Raw genomic sequence first — 15,893 nt, 5'->3', positions numbered from 1 at the left:
ACACCAGTGCCGCATTTCGCTGGTACGCGCCAGGACCGGATACGGCAGGCTTATCGGCATTTCCTCACACGATGGAAAGAACTTCTGTCAACGCCCGGCGTGGCTTCTGCGGCCAATTGTCATCGGCGGCGTAGCCCACCGTGACGATCATCACTGGAAGCTCGGTTGCATCCAGATCAAACGTCCGGCTCACCTGCTGTGCATCGAAGCCACTCATCGCGCACGATCCCAGTCCCATGCCTTGTGCCGCCAACATCAGCGTCATTGCGGCCAGCGAGGCCGAACGGACAGCTTCGTCGCGCTGCAAGACGAGATTGCCTTGGTGCGTTGCAGTCGCCTGGGCCACCCAGCCATCGACCATGTGCGGCTCCATGATTTGCGCATCCATGCTGGGTTGAAGCGCGCAAGCCAATTGCGAATAGGCTTCCAGCGTGCCGCAAATGATGAAGGCCACCGACGCATCCACGATCTTCTGCTGCTCGTAGGCTGCGGATTTCAGGCGGGACTTCGCATCGGGCGTGCGCACGGCGATGAATCGCCAGTTTTGCAGGTTGTACGCGGAAGGCGCCTTGGTCGCCTGGCTGATAAGGAATTCGATGACGCCATCCTCCAGCGGCCGGCCGGGCTGGAAGTGATTGACGGACGTTCTGGTTTCAATGACGTTCTGTATGGAATGGTTCATGGCAACAGCTGCTTGGGTGAAATAAAAACGTGATGCCGGGTACGCGCCGACGTCCATTGCACGGCGAAGACGCTGGCGAGTACGACCACCAGCCCTGCCAGCGGCATGCCCTTGATCGACTGCGACAGCAGCCCCCACCCCAGCACCACGGCAGTGAGCGGACTGAGCAAGCCCAGCGATGCGACGGCCACCGCCGGCAACCGCACGAGGCCCCGGAAAAACAGTACATAAGCCAGCACCGCGCCCGCCAGGCTCAAGTAGGCATAGGCCAGCCATTGCGATGACGACAGCGGCGGCAAGGGGGGATCTGCCAGCCAGGCAACGGGCGCGAGCATCAGGCCGCCAATTACCAGTTGCCAGCCGGTAAGTGCCAATACCGGCAAATCCAGCCGCCAGCGTTGGGTCAGCCACATGCCGGTTGCCATGCACACCGCGCCCAGCAGCGCCGCCGCAATGCCCACGGGCTCAAACACGGTTTGCGGCGACAACAGCAGCACGGCCATTCCCGCTATACCCGTGACAGCCGACCACAGCGTGGCCTGTGCTGGTGATCGCCGGTCGGCCACCCAGGCCAGGGCCATCACGACCAGCGGCTGCACCGAACCGAGTACCGCTGCCAACCCGCCCGGAAGACGATAGGCCGCCACAAACAGCAAGGCCTGGAAGATGCCGATATTCAGTGCGCCCAGTACCAGCAAACGCCACCAATCCCGGCGCGCGGGCATTCGGCGCGTATACGCGAGCAACAGCAGGCCGGCGGGCAGGGCGCGGATGAGAGCAGCGGTAAATGGACGATCCGGCGGCAGCAGCTCCGAGGCGACGATGTAGGTCGAACCCCAGATCACGGGCGCGAGCGCGCTGAGCAGCACATCGCGCCAGTAATTGGTGGAAGGGTTAGCGGGCATGGTGATTATCTTTAATTCAAGATATATTGGCGCCATTGTGTTCGCCACTTATCTTGAAGTCAAGATATATGAAGAAAACCAGCCAACGCCTGCCCGATGCGGTAGACGCGATCCTCGACCAGTGGGCGCGAGCGCGGCCCGATCTGGACGCCAGTCCGATGGGGCCGATCGGTCGCATCAAGCGATGCGCCGCCCTGCTGGAACAGCGTCTTGAATCGTGCTTCGCTGAATTCGATTTGAGCCTCTGGGAGTTCGACATGCTGGCCGCGCTGCGGCGCGCCGGCGAGCCGTGTCGCCTGAGTCCGACCGAGCTGTTCTCCACCTTGATGGTGACTTCGGGCACGATGACCCATCGGCTCAAGAGCCTGGAAGCCAAAGGATGGATCGAGCGCGTGCCTAACGCCCAGGATGCGCGCAGCATGCTCGTTCAACTGACCCGCAAGGGCCGCACGCTTATCGACCGCGTAGTCGAGGCGCACATCGCCAACGAGCGCCAGATTTTGTCCGCTCTGCCGGCTGCAGCGCTTGCCGAGCTGGACATGCGCTTATCCGAGTTGCTGCTCAGTCTGGATGCGCCCGGCCGCCCCTAGGCAGCTGCCCCTGGCCGGCCGGACCTCGCCGGCCGCACCTCGCCGCCCTGCGGCGATAGGCGTAAACTTCATGGTCATGTAACATTTTCTTCAAATACCTGACACATCCGGTCTCCACACTGTCGCCATACTTCAGGAGTTCCGCGTAATGCTCGAATTAGCACGTATCGATCCCAGGCCAGCCAAACCGCAGCCGTGGGCAGGCTCACAGTCGCGGATTCTGGTAGTGGGGCTGGCGTGTACCCCCGAAGAAATCGAAGAAGTGCAGCGCCTTCGGTACACGGTGTTCACGGAAGACATGGGCGCGGTGTTTCCCGATGCGCAAGACGGCATAGAGCGCGACCGCTACGATCCCTGGTGCGAACACTTGATGGTGCGTGAGCTTGATACGGGCCGCGTGGTGGGCACTTATCGCATCATGACGCCCGACAAAGCCCGCCAGGCGGGCGGCTATTACTCCGAGTCCGAATTCGACCTTTCCGGTCTCGCCGCCTTGCGCAACAACATGGTAGAGGTCGGGCGGTCCTGCACGCACGCCGACCATCGCAGCGGCGCGGCCATTATGCTGTTGTGGTCCGGGCTGGCCGAATTCATGAGACGCGGCGCATACCGCTACATGCTGGGCTGTGCAAGCGTCAGCCTGCGCGATGACGGCGTGACGGCCGCCGAGGTCTGGCGCAACGTGGCCGGCCAAGCGCAGATACCTGGCGCGCCGCGCGTCACGCCCTTGCATCGTTACCCGGTCGAACGCCTGGACAGCCCGTTGCCGGCGCGCGTGCCGCCGCTCATCAAGGGCTACCTGAAACTGGGCGCCCGCATTTGCGGCGAGCCCGCCTGGGATCCGGATTTCAATACGGCCGACTTTCCGGTCTTGCTCGACATGGAGCAAATGGACGACCGCTACCGCCGGCATTTCGGTCTGGACGTTGCGGCGCCGGCCATCGCCTGACCATGCGCCGCGCGCTCAGGCGGTGGCGCATGCGGCTGCTTTGCCGCGCCACCCGGCCATTGCGCCTAGAACTCAAGCAACTCGAAAGAGAAGCCCACCTTTCGCCATTCTGACTCTTCGGAGCGCAGTGTGAAGTCGCTCAGGGGATGCTTGGCCAGCCAGGCGCGGTCGATGCGCACGACAATGGAGTTGTCGCGTATGGACACCGTCAGGGGCAACTGGGCGATATCCGTGCGCCGGCGCAGCAGCAACACCGCGATCCGCAGGCACAGGATGGCCGCCCATTCGTTGCGGTCGTGCACCAGCGGTTCAACTTTGGAGAGCTTGCCGTGGTGCCCCAGGGCCAGCAGCGCCAGCAATTGCTGGTCGACGCGCGAGAAACCGGGCATGTCGGCGTTGTCCAGCACGTAGGCCGTGTGCTTGTGATAGCCGTTGTGCGCAATGGACAAGCCCACTTCATGCAGGTCGCAGGCCCAGCCCAACGCCTGGCGCAGCTCGGTGCGGCCTTCCTCGGGCGGGCAGATGGAATCGAAGAACGCCAGCGCCGCCTTGCGCACGCGTAGCGCCTGGTTGGCATCCACGTGGTAGCGCTTCATGAACTGGCGCACCGTTTCGTCGCGCTTGTCGTGTTCGGCGTCGCGTCCCAGCAGGTCGTACAGCACGCCCAGCCGCAGCGCCCCGTCGCCGGTGTGCATTACCTCGATACCCAGTTCGTCGAACAGGGCGCTCATGATGGCCAGGCCGCCCGGCAACACGTCGGCGCGTTCCAGCTTGATGCCCGGCAGTTCCTGGGGAATGACCCGGCCCGAACGGATGATGCGTTCTTTCAGGCGTTTCAGGCCCGCGCGGGTGATGCCCCGGTCTGAGAAGCCGCATTCGGTAAGAATGGCGTACAGGGCCTTGGCGGTGCCCGATGAACCGTACGCTTCTTTCCAGCCGGCCTTGCGGTATTGCTTGGCGATGACTTCGATTTCGCGCCGCGCGGCCAGCTCTGCCAGCTTCATCTGGTGGGCATCCACCGTGCCGTCGGGGAAGAACTGCCTGCTGTACGTGACGCAGCCCATGTACAGCGACGACATCAGCCCCGGCTCGAAGCCTTTGCCGATAATGACTTCAGTCGAGCCGCCGCCGATGTCGATGACCAGGCGCCGGTTCAGCGACGGCGGCAGCGTGTGCACCACGCCCGAGAAAATCAGGCGGGCCTCTTCGCGCCCCGCGATGACCTCGATGGGAAAGCCCAGGGCAGCCTGGGCGCGCGGCAGGAACTCGGCCGTGTTGCGGGCGACCCGGAACGTGTTGGTGGCCACTGCGCGAACCCGGCTGGGGTGAAAGCTGTGCAGGCGTTCGCCAAAGCGTTCCAGCACGGCCACGGCCCGTTCCACGGCCGGCTCTCCCAGGCGTTTATCGCCATCCAGCCCGGCAGCCAGCCGCACGGTTTCCTTGAGGCGGTCGATCTGGTAGATGGTCTGTGCGCCGCCTTGCTCGACGACTCGCCCGATGGAAAGGCGAAAGCTGTTTGAGCCGAGGTCTACGGCGGCCAGTAGATGATTCATGCGGGCATGTGGGTAGGGCTGTCAGTGGGCCGATTATAGAGAACCGATATGACAGCCCCTGCGCAGCGCACCGCAACCGGCCGATTTGTCGTACGCTCTGAGGTTGCGCGACGCCGTCATGGAAGCGTCACGAAACTGCAGTAAAACCAGGGTCTTGTCCGTCTGCTTGGAATCTCGTATGTCGACTCGTCCGTCTGTTGAACGTCCGTTCCTGAACCGCGAGCTTTCTTTATTGAAGTTCAACGAGCGGGTCCTGGCGATGGCGGAAAACCCGCAGGTGCCGCTGCTCGAACGCCTGCGCTATGTGTGCATCGTCAGTTCCAATCTCGACGAATTCTTCGAAATACGCATATCCAGCCTGAAAGAACAGCAGCGCCAGAATCCCGGGCTTACGGGCCCCGACGGCCGTACCCCGGCCGAGGTCTTCCAGCGCGTGCAGCAAAAGGTCCATGCCCTGGTGGCCCGCCAGTACGACCTGCTCAACCACAACATCCTGCCCAGCCTCGATGCCGAGGGCATCGCCCTGCATCACGCCTCCGAATGGAACGAAGCGCAGCAGCGGTGGGCGCACGACGTGTTCAAGCGCGATGTCATGCCGCTGCTCACGCCCATCGGGCTCGACCCCGCCCATCCGTTTCCGCGCGTCTATAACAAAAGCCTGAATTTCATCGTGGCCTTGTCGGGCGCCGACGCTTTTGGCCGGCAGGCGTCCATTGCCGTGGTGCAGGCCCCGCGCGCGCTGCCCCGGCTGATCAAGATGCCGCCCGAGATTTCGGGCAAGCCCGATGGCCATGTCCTGCTTACGTCGCTGATGCGCGCCTTTGTGGGCGAGCTGTTCCCGGGCCTGGAAATGCTGGGCTGCTATCAGTGGCGGGTCACGCGCAACAGCGACCTGTTCGTCGACGAAGAAGAAGTCACCAACCTGCGCCATGCCCTGCAGGGCGAACTGTCGCAGCGCAATTTCGGGGCCGCCGTGCGGCTTGAAATCGACCGCCTGACGCCGCCCGACCTCGAAGCCTACCTGCAGCGTGAATTCTCGCTTGTGGCCGAGGATACTTACCGGGTCAACGGTCCGGTCAACCTGTCGCGCCTGATGCAGCTGTGCAATTCCGACAGCCGGCCCGATCTGCTGTTCCCGCCGCACCACGGTTCGGTGCCGGCGCCGTTCGACATGGTGGCGGGCAAGCCGGCCGAGCTTTTCGCGGCGGTGGCCGAGGCCGACCGCCTGTTGCACCATCCGTACCAGTCATTCCAGCCTGTCATCGACTTCCTGACGGCGGCCGCGCTCGATCCCGATGTCATGGCCATCAAGCAGACGATCTACCGTACCGGCGAAGATTCCGAGCTGATGCAGATCCTGCTGGCGGCCGCGCGCGCCGGCAAGGAAGTCACCGTGGTAGTGGAGCTCATGGCCCGCTTCGACGAGCAGACCAACATCAACTGGGCGGCTCGCCTTGAAGAAGTCGGCGCGCACGTGGTGTACGGCGTGGTGGCCCACAAGACCCATGCCAAGATGGCGCTGGTGCTGCGCCGGGAAAAAGGCCGCCTGCGCCGGTACGCCCATCTGGGCACGGGCAACTACCACCCGCGTACCGCGCGCCTGTATACCGACTTCGGCCTGCTTACTGCCGACCCGCGCATCTGCGAAGACATGGACCAGGTCTTCACCCAGCTTACGGGCCTGGGCGCGCGCCGCAGCCTGAAGGCGCTGCTGCAGTCGCCCTTTACCCTGCACGATGGCATGCTCGCGCATATCCGCGCCGAGATCCGGGCTGCCAAGGCGGGCCGCAAGGCGCGCATTCTCGCCAAGATGAACTCGCTGCTCGAAGAGCAGATCATCGCCGAGCTGTACCTGGCCAGCCAGGCCGGCGTCAAGATCGACCTTGTCGTGCGGGGCGTGTGCGCCTTGCGGGCCGGCGTACCCGGGCTTTCCGACAACATCAGGGTGCGGTCCATCGTGGGGCGCTTTCTCGAACACTCGCGCGTGTTCTACTTTTATGCCGATGGGCAGGAACTGGTCTACCTGTCGTCGGCCGACTGGATGGACCGCAATTTCTTCCGCCGGGTAGAGGTCGCCTTCCCGATTTATGACAAGGCGCTCAAGAAGCGTGTCATCGACGAAGCGTTCACCTTTGCCCTGCGCGACAACCAGCTGTCGTGGCAGCAGCAGCCCGACGGCACCTATCTGCGTGTGCGCAACCGCCGGGCGCCTCTGAATCTGCACGAATTCCTGGCTACCCGGCTAGGGTAGTGTCCCTAATAATTGCCTGCTTGAAGCGTATGTGACTGTCACGGTCTTGTCATGTTGGCCTTCTAACATTCGTTACGTCGATGATCAGACGGGCCGCCAGCCCGCCGCGACTTCCTCAACGAGCACAGAAGGAACCCGCATGTTCAACCGTGTTTTCAAGCAGATTTCCCTGGGCGCCGTGCTTGCCGGCGCCGTCTTTGCGGTGCAGGCTGCCAATATCACCGGCGCCGGAGCGTCGTTTCCGTACCCGATCTACGCCAAGTGGGCGTCCGACTACAAGGCGGCTACCGACAATGCCGTGAACTACCAGTCGATCGGCTCGGGCGGCGGGCAGCAGCAGATCAAGGCCAAGACGGTCGATTTCGGCGCTTCGGACGATCCCCTCAAGGCCGAAGACCTGGAAAAAAGCGGTCTGCTGCAGTTTCCCGCCGTTATCGGCGGCACCGTGCCGGTAGTCAATATCAACGGTATCCAACCCGGCCAGCTGAAGCTGTCGGGCCCCGTGCTGGCCGATATCTTCCTGGGCAAGGTCAAGAAATGGGACGACGCCGCCATCAAGGCGCTGAACCCGGATCTGAAGCTGCCGTCGTCCGACATCATCGTGGTACACCGCTCGGACGGCTCGGGCACCACCTTTGGCTGGACCAACTACCTGTCGAAAGTCTCGCCCGAGTGGAAAGAGAAGGTAGGCGAGGGCAAGGCAGTGAAGTGGCCCACCGGTCAGGGCGGCAAGGGTAATGAAGGCGTGGCGGCCTATGTGGGCCAACTGAAGAACTCGATCGGCTACGTCGAGTACGCCTACGCCAAGCAGAACAAACTGTCGTGGACCCAGTTGCAGAACCGCGACGGCAAGTTCGTGCAGCCCGAGCAGTCGGCATTCGCTGCCGCGGCCGCCAACGCCGACTGGAAGGGCGCTCCCGGCATGGGCGTGGTGCTGACCAACGAGCCCGGCGCCGAATCGTGGCCTGTCACCGCCGCCACGTTCATCCTGGTGCACAAGGTGCAGGACAAGCCCGAACAGGGCCGCGCGGTGCTCGAGTTTTTTGACTGGGCCTTCAAGAACGGCAAGGAATCTGCCGCGGCGCTGGACTACGTGCCGCTGCCTGACTCGGTTACCGCCGAAATTCGCGCCGCCTGGGGCGAAATCAAGAGCGCCGACGGCAAGCCGGTCTGGCAATAATCGGTCTGCCATCTTCGGGCGCGCGGGCCGCGGCGGCTGCGCGCGCCGCGCCGCCCGGCCGGGCGGCGCGGTTTCCGGACTCTTCCCAAGGAAAACCCATCCATGAGCGCGGTATTGGATAATACGGTGCTGCAGCCGGCCCCCGGGTCGGAAACCGTCACCACCGGCACGCCTTCGCCTATGAAGCAAAGCAAAAACGCGCTAATGGATGCGCTGTTCAAGAACCTGACCCGCCTGTTCGCCTTCCTGGTGTTCATTCTGCTGGCGGCCATCATGTTGTCGTTGATCTACGGTAGCCGCGAAACCCTGTCCGAATACGGGCTGGCGTTTCTCTGGACCAACGACTGGGATCCCGTGCAGCGGAACTTCGGGGCCGTCGTGCCCATCGTCGGTACGCTGCTGACCTCGTTCATTGCGCTGGTCATCGCCGTGCCGGTGTCATTCGGCATCGCCATCTTCCTGACCGAACTGTCGCCCGCGTGGCTGCGCCGCCCGCTGGGCACCGCCATCGAAATGCTGGCCGCCATCCCGTCGATCATCTACGGGATGTGGGGGCTGTTCGTGTTCGTGCCGATTTTCCAGCAGTACGTGCAGCCCGGGCTTATCGCCACGCTGGGCAGCCTGCCGCTTATCGGCGGCATTTTCGCCGGGCCGCCGTTCGGCATCGGGATATTCACCGCAGGGCTGATCCTGTCGATCATGATCATTCCGTTCATCGCCGCGGTAATGCGCGACGTGTTCGAACTGGTACCCGCCATGCTCAAAGAGTCCGCATACGGGCTGGGCAGCTCGACCTGGGAAGTCATGTGGCGCGTGGTGCTGCCGTATACCAAATCGGGCGTGATCGGCGGCATTATGCTGGGCCTGGGCCGGGCATTGGGCGAAACCATGGCGGTCACCTTCGTCATCGGCAACGCGTTCCGCTGGCCCGATTCGCTGTTCTCGCCGGGCAACTCCATCGCGTCGGCGCTGGCCAATGAATTCAACGAAGCCGGGGGCATGCAGAAATCGGCGCTGCTCGAACTGGGCCTGATCCTGTTCCTGATCACCACCGTGGTGCTGGCCTTCTCCAAGGTCCTGCTCGTCCGTCTTTCCAAGGCGGAAGGCCTGAAAACCTGACCCCATACCCGGAATCATCATGGCTGAATCTGTGCTCAACATGAACAACGGCATCTACCGCCGCCGGCGGCTGGTCAACCGCGTGATGCTGACCATCTCGCTGGCGGCATTGCTGTTCGGGTTGTTCTGGCTGTTCTGGATCATTCTTACGCTGGTGTTCAAGGGCGCGCCCGCCTTGTCGCTGACGCTGTTCACCGAAATCACGCCGCCGCCCGGGCAACAGGGCGGGCTGATCAACGCCATCGTGGGCAGCCTGCTGATGGCCGGCGTAGGCACCTTGGTGGGTACGCCGGTGGGCATCCTGGCCGGCACCTACCTGGCCGAGTACGGGCAGCGCGGCTGGCTCGCGCCGGCCACCCGCTTCCTGAACGACGTGCTGCTGTCGGCGCCTTCGATCATCATCGGCCTGTTCATCTACGCCGTGTATGTGGCGCAGGTGGGCCACTATTCGGGCTGGGCGGGTGCGCTGGCGCTGTCGATCCTGGTGATACCGGTAGTGGTGCGCACCACCGACAACATGCTGATGCTGGTGCCCAACAGCCTGCGCGAAGCCGCGGCGGCGCTGGGCTGCCCCAAGTGGCGCATGATCACGATGGTGTGCTATCGCGCCGCCAAGACGGGCATCATCACCGGCATTCTGCTTGCCATCGCGCGCATTTCGGGCGAAACCGCGCCGCTGCTCTTTACCGCGCTGTCGAACCAGTTCATGTCGCTGAACATGAACCAGCCCATGGCCAACCTTCCGGTGGTCATCTACCAATACGCGGCCAGCCCGTTCCAGGACTGGAACGACCTGGCCTGGGCCGGCGCCACCCTTATTACCCTGCTGGTGCTGGGCATCAACATCCTGGCCCGCAACCTGTTCCGCAAATCGTGATCGCACACCGGCGCGCCCGCGCGCCGGACTCGGGAAAGTCAATGGAAAACACCGCCAACGCCGCCAAAGCCAAGCTCGAAGTCAAGAACCTGAACTTCTACTATGGCAAATTCCACGCGATCCGCAACGTGAACCTGTCTATCCCCGAGCACAAGGTCACGGCGTTCATCGGCCCGTCGGGCTGCGGAAAATCGACGCTGCTGCGCACGTTCAATCGCATGTTCGAGCTCTACCCGGGGCAACGCGCCGAGGGCGAGATTCTGCTCGATGGCGAAAACCTGCTCACCTCCAAGACCGATATCTCGCTCATCCGCGCCAAGATCGGCATGGTGTTCCAGAAGCCCACGCCGTTTCCCATGAGCATCTATGACAACATCGCTTTCGGGGTGCGCCTTTTCGAGCGCCTTTCCAAGGGCGAGATGGACGAGCGCGTCGAATGGGCGCTGACCAAGGCGGCGCTGTGGGGCGAAGTCAAAGACAAGCTGCACCAGAGCGGCAACAGCCTGTCGGGCGGGCAGCAGCAACGCCTGTGCATCGCGCGCGGCGTTGCCATCAAGCCCGAAGTCCTGTTGCTGGACGAACCGTGCTCGGCGCTGGATCCGATCTCTACCGCCAAGATCGAAGAACTGATCGCCGAACTGAAGAACGACTACACCGTCGTCATCGTCACCCACAATATGCAGCAGGCCGCTCGTTGTTCCGACTACACCGCCTATATGTACCTGGGCGAGCTGATGGAATACGGCGCCACCGACCAGATCTTCGTCAAGCCCAGCCGCAAAGAAACCGAAGACTACATCACCGGGCGCTTCGGCTGACGGGCGCAGCCATGTAGACGGTGTCAGACACCCTGCGGGAGTCAGACACCAAGCGATGTAGACGGTGTCAGACACCCTGCGGGAGTCAGACACCGGCCGAATGGCGCCACCCCGTCACACCGGCACCGATTGTTCCGCAACCCGCAAATGATATGTCTTGCGCCCCGCAAGGTGCGCGCGTATGAGTTTTTCGGCTTCTTCGCCGTCTCGCCGCAGCAGGGCGCCCACGAAAGCATCGTGGTCGTTCATCGCCCTGGTCCATTCGGCCTCGTCGAAATTCGACCGGTACCGCAGCGCCTGCACCTGCAGATTCAGGCGGTCGTAGGTATGTGACAGCGACGGATTATGGGCCGCACGGTTGATGGCAATATGCGTGCCCATGCTGTTGGCGTAATAGGCGCGGATATCCCGCTGCTCGTAGAACACGCGGGTCTGTTCATGAAGGTGCGCAATATGCGCGAGCTCTTCGTCACTGGCCCGTTCGGCGGCGCTGCGCGCGGCCAGGCCTTCGAGTACGCCCAGCACATCGAAAATATTTTCGACATCGTAGGCCGATAGTTCCACCACCATCGCGCCGCGCTTGGGCTGCAGGGCCAGCAAGCCGTCGGAGGCCAGCATCCGGTAGGCCTCGCGCAGTGGCGTACGCGAAATCTTCAGTTTTTCACACAGATCCCGCTCGTTCAGCCAGGTGCCGGGCTTGAGGGTGCCATCGATGATCAGCTGCCGCAGCCGCTCGGCCACGACGGCCGCCAGGGTGGGGTGGTTGATCGACAGGCCGCCCGGCGAGGGCGCGGCGGAAATTGCATCAGCGATAGCCATGGGGTTGCTCAATCGTCCTGAATCGATTAATTTGGTATCTGGTATACCAAATACCAGTGGTATACCAGTTCGCCCCATCATAGAGCATGCCAATGCCGACGGGGGGCCCCACGAGGAGACTATCTATGTATACCCCAGTTCGTGCCTGGGCTCGCGCCCTGGCCACCGTAACCCTGGCCGCATTGGCCGCACCCGCCCTGTCCCAGGACGCCAACTGGCCACAAAGGCCGGTGCGCCTGGTAGTGGGTTTCGTGCCCGGCGGCGGCACCGATGTATCGGCCCGCATCGTGGCCGCCAAGCTGTCCGACGTGTTGGGGCAGCAGGTCGTGGTCGAAAACAAGCCTGGCGCCTCGGGGCTGATCGCCGCCGACTATGTGGCAAAGTCCGACCCCGATGGCTACACGCTGCTGCTGGCCAACATGCAGAGCACTGTCGCCGCGCCCCAGGTCATCAAGGGAAACATCGATTCCATCGACCACTTCACGCCGGTGCGATATATCGGCTCGGTGCCGAACGTGTTGATCGTCAATCCCGCCAAGCGCAACTACACGTCGGTGCAGGAGCTGGTGAATGATGCCCGCGCAAAGCCCAAGCAGCTGGTGTATGCGTCGTCGGGCCTGGGCGGTCCGCAGCACCTGAGCGCGGAGAGGTTTTCGCAGATTGCCGGCGTACAGATGGAACACGTTCCCTACAAAGGTAGCGGCCAGGCCATGACGGATCTGCTGGGGGGCGTGGTCGACATGAATTTCGACACGCTGCCCGGCGCCATCGGCCAGATCCAGGCCGGCAAGCTGCGGCCGTTGGCCGTCACCAGCGCGCAGCGCGCCAAGCGCTTGCCCGACGTGCCCACACTGGAAGAGGCCGGCGTCAAGGGCATGGACATCTTGCAGTGGTATGCGGTGCTGGCTCCGGCCAAGCTGCCTGCACCCATACTGGAAAAGCTCGACGATGCCCTGTCCACCACGCTTGCCGACGCCGAAGTCGCCGGCAAGCTGGCGGATCAGGGCATGGACCTGGGCGGCGGCCCGGATTCGCCCGCCGCGTTTGCAAGCTACTTGCAAGACGAATGGCAGAAGTACGCCAAGATCACCAAGAGCCTGGGGCTGACGCCGCAATAGCCCATTGGCTCCACCGGGGCCGCCAGGCCCCGATCCTGCTCACAAAGGAAGCTCCATGAACACGAACGCTTGCACCAACGCGGCCGGCGAGCCGCTGGTCCTTGTACAGCGCGATGACGGTATCGTTACTGTCGTGCTGAACCGCCCCGAAAAGCTCAATGCCTTCACCATCGACGGATGGCGACTGCTGGGCGACACGTTTCTTGAGCTGGGCGCGGACGACAGCGTGCGCTGCATCATCCTGCGCGGAGCCGGAGAAAAGGCGTTTTCTCCCGGCAATGACATCGGCGAATTCGAAACCAGCCGCAGCAACAAACAACAGGCGCGGATATACGGGGCCGTCATGCGCCGCACAATCGAGGCCCTGCAAGATTGCCCGCACCCCATCGTGGCGCAGATCCATGGCATCTGCGTCGGGGGAGGCCTGGAGATCGCCTGCCTGGCCGACATCCGCATTTGCGGCGCAAGCTCACGCTTCGGTGTGCCCATCAAGAACCTGGGCCTGGTGATGTCGTACTCGGAACTCGGGCCGCTGGTGCGGTTGGTGGGCCCATCAGTGGCGCTGCAGGTCTTGCTGGAGGGCACCATTTTCGATGCATCCGAAGCGCTGCGATTGGGCGTCGTGACGCGGGTGGCGTCCGACGACGACGTCGCGGCCGAGGCGCAGGCCACGGCGCGCCGGATCGCCGAAGGGGCCCCGCTCGTGGCCCGCTGGCACAAGAAATTCGTCGGCAATCTGGTCAGCGGCAAGGCGCTTGCCGACGAAGACCGCGACGAGGCGTTCGACTGCTTTGACACCGAAGACTTCCGCAGCGGCTACCGCGCTTTCCTGTCCAAGGAAAAGCCCCGCTTCCAAGGACGCTGATACCCGATCAGGAGCCCATGCAATGCAATCATCCACTGGAACTTCTCCCGGCAACGCCAAGGGCGCACTGGCGGGAATGCGCGTCATCGAACTGGCGCAGATCATGGCCGGACCCACCTGCGGCATGATGCTGGCCGACATGGGCGCGGACGTGATCAAGGTCGAAAAGATCAACGGCGGCGACGATTCGCGCCAGTATCGCGACCCCCTGATCAATGGCGTCTCGGCCCCTTTCCTGATGCTCAACCGCAACAAGCGCGCCATTGCGCTGGACCTGAAGCACCCGGAAGGCAAGAAGATTCTGTTGCGCATGATCCGCGACGCCGACGTCGTGACCGAGAACTTCCGCAAGGGCACGATGGACAAGCTCGGACTTGGCTACGACGCGCTGCGCAAAGAAAACCCTGGCCTGATCTACTGCGCGGTGTCCGGCTACGGACTGACCGGGCCATATGCCGACAAGGGCGGCTTCGATCTGGTGGCGCAAGGGTTTTCGGGGCTCATGGCCATTACCGGCGAACCGGGCGGACCGCCGTTGCGCACCGGAAACTCGGTAGCCGATATCAACGCAGGTCTGCTGGCGGCTTTTGGCGTGCTGGCCGCCTACCAGCACAAGCTGCGCACGGGCGAAGGCCAGATGGTGGAAACTTCGCTGCTGGAAGCCAGCCTGCAGCAGCTGTACTGGCACGCGGCGATCTACTTCGGCAGCGGCGTGTCCCCCGGTCCCACCGGGTCGGCTCACGTGCTCAGCGCGCCCTACCAGGCGTTTCCCACCGCCACGGAATGGATCATCATCGGCGGGGCCAACGAGAAAAACTGGCAGCGCATCGCAGCCGCGCTGGGCAAGCCGGAATGGGCGGAGGACCCGCGCTTTGCACGCAACCGCGACCGCATGAACAATCGCGACGAACTGGTGCAATGCATGTCTGCCATCCTGCAGACCCGCAGCGCGCAAGAATGGCTGGAAATCTTCGACGATGCCGGCGTGCCCGCCGGCCCGGTACATTCCGTGGCCCAGGCCCTGTCGCACCCGCAAACTCTGGCGCGCGGCATGGTGGTCGAACAGGAGCATCCGGTGGCGGGCAAGGTGCGCACGGTCGGCATGCCCGTCAAGCTGTCGGCGACTCCCGCCCAGTATCATCGCGCCGCGCCGCAGTTGGGCGAGGACACCGTGTCGATCCTGGGGGAATTCGGCTATGGCGCCCGGGAAATCGGCGCGCTGATCGAATCGGGCGTGGTGGCCGTGGCCACGCCGCCGGGCGAGGCCGCCGGCTGAACGGAGCAGGCGCATCGGCAGATGTGCCTGCGCCGTTCATGCAGGGTTTCAGCCGGCGACGCGGAACCGTTCGGCGTCGTCCATGAAGGCTTTTTCGCCAAAGCCCGCTTCGTTCGAGCCGAACGGCATCTGCGCGCGCAGCTTCCATGAAGCCGGAATGCTCCATTCGCGCGCCACGGCATCGTCGATCAGCGGGTTGTAGTGCTGCAGGCTTGCGCCCACGCCGGCGTTTGCCAGGGTGGCCCACACTGCCATTTGCGCCATGCCGCCGGACTGTTCGGACCAGACCGGGAAGTTGTCGGCATATAGCGGGAACTGCTCTTGCAGGCTGCGCACCACGTCGTGGTCTTCAAAGAACAGGACGGTGCCCACGCCCGCCGCGAAGCTGGCAAGCTTCGCCTCGGTTTTCTCGAATCCTTCGGCGGGTGCGACCTTGCGCACCTCGTCCACCGCGATGCGCCACAGCTTTTCGCTTTCGGCGCCGAACAGCACCAGCGCACGCGAACTTTGCGAGTTGAACGACGAAGGGCTGTGCTTGATGGCTTCTTGAATAAGGTGCAGCAGTTCTTCTTTGCTGGCCGATACGTTACGGCCCAGGGCGTATTGCGTGCGGCGTTGCTTCAGGGCGTCGAGAAAAGCGTTAGTCATAAAAATCTTCCTTCCAGTAGATAGATGAATTTGATTCTAACTGCCATGCGCTGCTGCGAGTACCCCTGAAACGACGCCAGGCGCGGAACGGATCGTTCCCCCGGTGACGCTAATCGCGCCGGGATGCTCGCCCAAACGTTTTCCGTTCGATCAATGCCTATTGCCGGTGGCGCAAACGTCCCGCGGTTCGACGCTACCCATACTGAGCCCTCGTTTTGCCCCCTCAACGTTGTCCATGACTGC

At 63.3% G+C, this 15,893-nt stretch carries 15 protein-coding genes; 10 read left to right on the top strand and 5 right to left on the bottom strand.

Features of this window, described 5'->3' with window-relative positions:
• Positions 1–64: 64 nt before the first annotated feature.
• Both CAL18_RS12920 and CAL18_RS12915 read right to left on the bottom strand, forming a co-directional pair.
• Positions 65–682, bottom strand: a complete 618-nt coding sequence (locus CAL18_RS12920) for a nitroreductase family protein (RefSeq protein ID WP_094818014.1) — start codon at positions 680–682, stop codon at positions 65–67.
• Positions 679–1,587, bottom strand: coding sequence for an EamA family transporter (locus CAL18_RS12915; RefSeq protein WP_094818013.1), 909 nt, complete (start codon positions 1,585–1,587; stop codon positions 679–681). The genes CAL18_RS12920 and CAL18_RS12915 overlap by 4 nt, the downstream gene beginning before the upstream one ends.
• Before the next feature lie 68 nt (positions 1,588–1,655).
• Between CAL18_RS12915 and CAL18_RS12910 the strand changes: the two genes are divergently transcribed.
• Entirely contained in the window at positions 1,656–2,177 is a 522-nt protein-coding gene (locus CAL18_RS12910; protein ID WP_026640075.1) for a MarR family winged helix-turn-helix transcriptional regulator, read from the top strand.
• Positions 2,178–2,325: 148 nt separating this feature from the next.
• Positions 2,326–3,126: a GNAT family N-acetyltransferase gene (locus CAL18_RS12905; RefSeq protein ID WP_026640076.1), complete on the top strand. Its 801-nt coding sequence runs from the start codon at positions 2,326–2,328 to the stop codon at positions 3,124–3,126.
• A 65-nt stretch (positions 3,127–3,191) separates the two neighbouring features.
• Here CAL18_RS12905 and ppx read toward each other — a convergent pair whose 3' ends face one another.
• Positions 3,192–4,679 carry an exopolyphosphatase gene (gene ppx, locus CAL18_RS12900; protein ID WP_094797018.1) on the bottom strand — a complete coding sequence of 496 codons (1,488 nt, stop codon included), beginning with the start codon at positions 4,677–4,679 and terminating at the stop codon, positions 3,192–3,194.
• 178 nt (positions 4,680–4,857) lie between these two features.
• On the opposite strand from ppx, the gene ppk1 reads away from it, so the two are divergent.
• The 5 genes from ppk1 (at position 4,858) to pstB (ending at position 10,924) form a co-directional block, all read left to right on the top strand.
• Complete coding sequence (gene ppk1 / locus CAL18_RS12895) at positions 4,858–6,930, top strand: polyphosphate kinase 1 (RefSeq protein WP_026640078.1); 2,073 nt, start codon at positions 4,858–4,860, stop codon at positions 6,928–6,930.
• A gap of 139 nt (positions 6,931–7,069) precedes the next feature.
• Entirely contained in the window at positions 7,070–8,110 is a 1,041-nt protein-coding gene (gene pstS, locus CAL18_RS12890) for a phosphate ABC transporter substrate-binding protein PstS (RefSeq protein WP_026640079.1), read from the top strand.
• A 102-nt stretch (positions 8,111–8,212) separates the two neighbouring features.
• Positions 8,213–9,229 (top strand): phosphate ABC transporter permease subunit PstC, encoded by a 1,017-nt coding sequence (gene pstC / locus CAL18_RS12885; protein WP_094818012.1) that lies wholly within the window; start codon positions 8,213–8,215, stop codon positions 9,227–9,229.
• 19 nt (positions 9,230–9,248) lie between these two features.
• Positions 9,249–10,106 carry a phosphate ABC transporter permease PstA gene (gene pstA / locus CAL18_RS12880; RefSeq protein WP_026640081.1) on the top strand — a complete coding sequence of 286 codons (858 nt, stop codon included), beginning with the start codon at positions 9,249–9,251 and terminating at the stop codon, positions 10,104–10,106.
• A gap of 41 nt (positions 10,107–10,147) precedes the next feature.
• Positions 10,148–10,924: a phosphate ABC transporter ATP-binding protein PstB gene (pstB, locus tag CAL18_RS12875; protein ID WP_026640082.1), complete on the top strand. Its 777-nt coding sequence runs from the start codon at positions 10,148–10,150 to the stop codon at positions 10,922–10,924.
• A gap of 114 nt (positions 10,925–11,038) precedes the next feature.
• Here pstB and CAL18_RS12870 read toward each other — a convergent pair whose 3' ends face one another.
• The gene (locus tag CAL18_RS12870; RefSeq protein WP_094818011.1) at positions 11,039–11,743 is read right to left on the bottom strand and encodes a GntR family transcriptional regulator; all 705 of its coding nucleotides are present in this window, start codon (positions 11,741–11,743) and stop codon (positions 11,039–11,041) included.
• Between the two features lie 125 nt (positions 11,744–11,868).
• On the opposite strand from CAL18_RS12870, the gene CAL18_RS12865 reads away from it, so the two are divergent.
• From CAL18_RS12865 to CAL18_RS12855, 3 genes are read left to right on the top strand one after another with little or no spacing between them, the layout of a single operon-like run.
• On the top strand, positions 11,869–12,861 hold the full coding sequence (locus tag CAL18_RS12865) for a Bug family tripartite tricarboxylate transporter substrate binding protein (protein WP_094818010.1): 993 nt from the start codon (positions 11,869–11,871) through the stop codon (positions 12,859–12,861).
• A 55-nt stretch (positions 12,862–12,916) separates the two neighbouring features.
• Positions 12,917–13,726, top strand: a complete 810-nt coding sequence (locus CAL18_RS12860; RefSeq protein WP_051423795.1) for an enoyl-CoA hydratase/isomerase family protein — start codon at positions 12,917–12,919, stop codon at positions 13,724–13,726.
• Between the two features lie 22 nt (positions 13,727–13,748).
• Complete coding sequence (locus CAL18_RS12855; RefSeq protein ID WP_051423796.1) at positions 13,749–15,002, top strand: CaiB/BaiF CoA transferase family protein; 1,254 nt, start codon at positions 13,749–13,751, stop codon at positions 15,000–15,002.
• 48 nt (positions 15,003–15,050) lie between these two features.
• Here CAL18_RS12855 and CAL18_RS12850 read toward each other — a convergent pair whose 3' ends face one another.
• Entirely contained in the window at positions 15,051–15,650 is a 600-nt protein-coding gene (locus CAL18_RS12850; RefSeq protein WP_026640086.1) for a nitroreductase family protein, read from the bottom strand.
• Between the last annotated feature and the right edge of the window lie 243 nt (positions 15,651–15,893).

The organism is Bordetella genomosp. 7 (genome assembly GCF_002261415.1).
Taxonomy (GTDB): domain Bacteria; phylum Pseudomonadota; class Gammaproteobacteria; order Burkholderiales; family Burkholderiaceae_B; genus Bordetella_A.
The sequence above is the reverse complement of the archived record's forward strand: the minus strand, read 5'-3'. Positions and strand labels throughout refer to the sequence as shown.

What these genes read in the sequence shown, in the direction of transcription:
- CAL18_RS12920 (WP_094818014.1), bottom strand. Translation starts at nt 682, where the DNA reads ATGAACCATTCCATACAGAACGTCATTGAAACCAGAACGTCCGTCAAT.
- CAL18_RS12915 (WP_094818013.1), bottom strand. Translation starts at nt 1,587, where the DNA reads ATGCCCGCTAACCCTTCCACCAATTACTGGCGCGATGTGCTGCTCAGC.
- CAL18_RS12910 (WP_026640075.1), top strand. Translation starts at nt 1,656, where the DNA reads ATGAAGAAAACCAGCCAACGCCTGCCCGATGCGGTAGACGCGATCCTC.
- CAL18_RS12905 (WP_026640076.1), top strand. Translation starts at nt 2,326, where the DNA reads ATGCTCGAATTAGCACGTATCGATCCCAGGCCAGCCAAACCGCAGCCG.
- ppx (WP_094797018.1), bottom strand. Translation starts at nt 4,679, where the DNA reads ATGAATCATCTACTGGCCGCCGTAGACCTCGGCTCAAACAGCTTTCGC.
- ppk1 (WP_026640078.1), top strand. Translation starts at nt 4,858, where the DNA reads ATGTCGACTCGTCCGTCTGTTGAACGTCCGTTCCTGAACCGCGAGCTT.
- pstS (WP_026640079.1), top strand. Translation starts at nt 7,070, where the DNA reads ATGTTCAACCGTGTTTTCAAGCAGATTTCCCTGGGCGCCGTGCTTGCC.
- pstC (WP_094818012.1), top strand. Translation starts at nt 8,213, where the DNA reads ATGAGCGCGGTATTGGATAATACGGTGCTGCAGCCGGCCCCCGGGTCG.
- pstA (WP_026640081.1), top strand. Translation starts at nt 9,249, where the DNA reads ATGGCTGAATCTGTGCTCAACATGAACAACGGCATCTACCGCCGCCGG.
- pstB (WP_026640082.1), top strand. Translation starts at nt 10,148, where the DNA reads ATGGAAAACACCGCCAACGCCGCCAAAGCCAAGCTCGAAGTCAAGAAC.
- CAL18_RS12870 (WP_094818011.1), bottom strand. Translation starts at nt 11,743, where the DNA reads ATGGCTATCGCTGATGCAATTTCCGCCGCGCCCTCGCCGGGCGGCCTG.
- CAL18_RS12865 (WP_094818010.1), top strand. Translation starts at nt 11,869, where the DNA reads ATGTATACCCCAGTTCGTGCCTGGGCTCGCGCCCTGGCCACCGTAACC.
- CAL18_RS12860 (WP_051423795.1), top strand. Translation starts at nt 12,917, where the DNA reads ATGAACACGAACGCTTGCACCAACGCGGCCGGCGAGCCGCTGGTCCTT.
- CAL18_RS12855 (WP_051423796.1), top strand. Translation starts at nt 13,749, where the DNA reads ATGCAATCATCCACTGGAACTTCTCCCGGCAACGCCAAGGGCGCACTG.
- CAL18_RS12850 (WP_026640086.1), bottom strand. Translation starts at nt 15,650, where the DNA reads ATGACTAACGCTTTTCTCGACGCCCTGAAGCAACGCCGCACGCAATAC.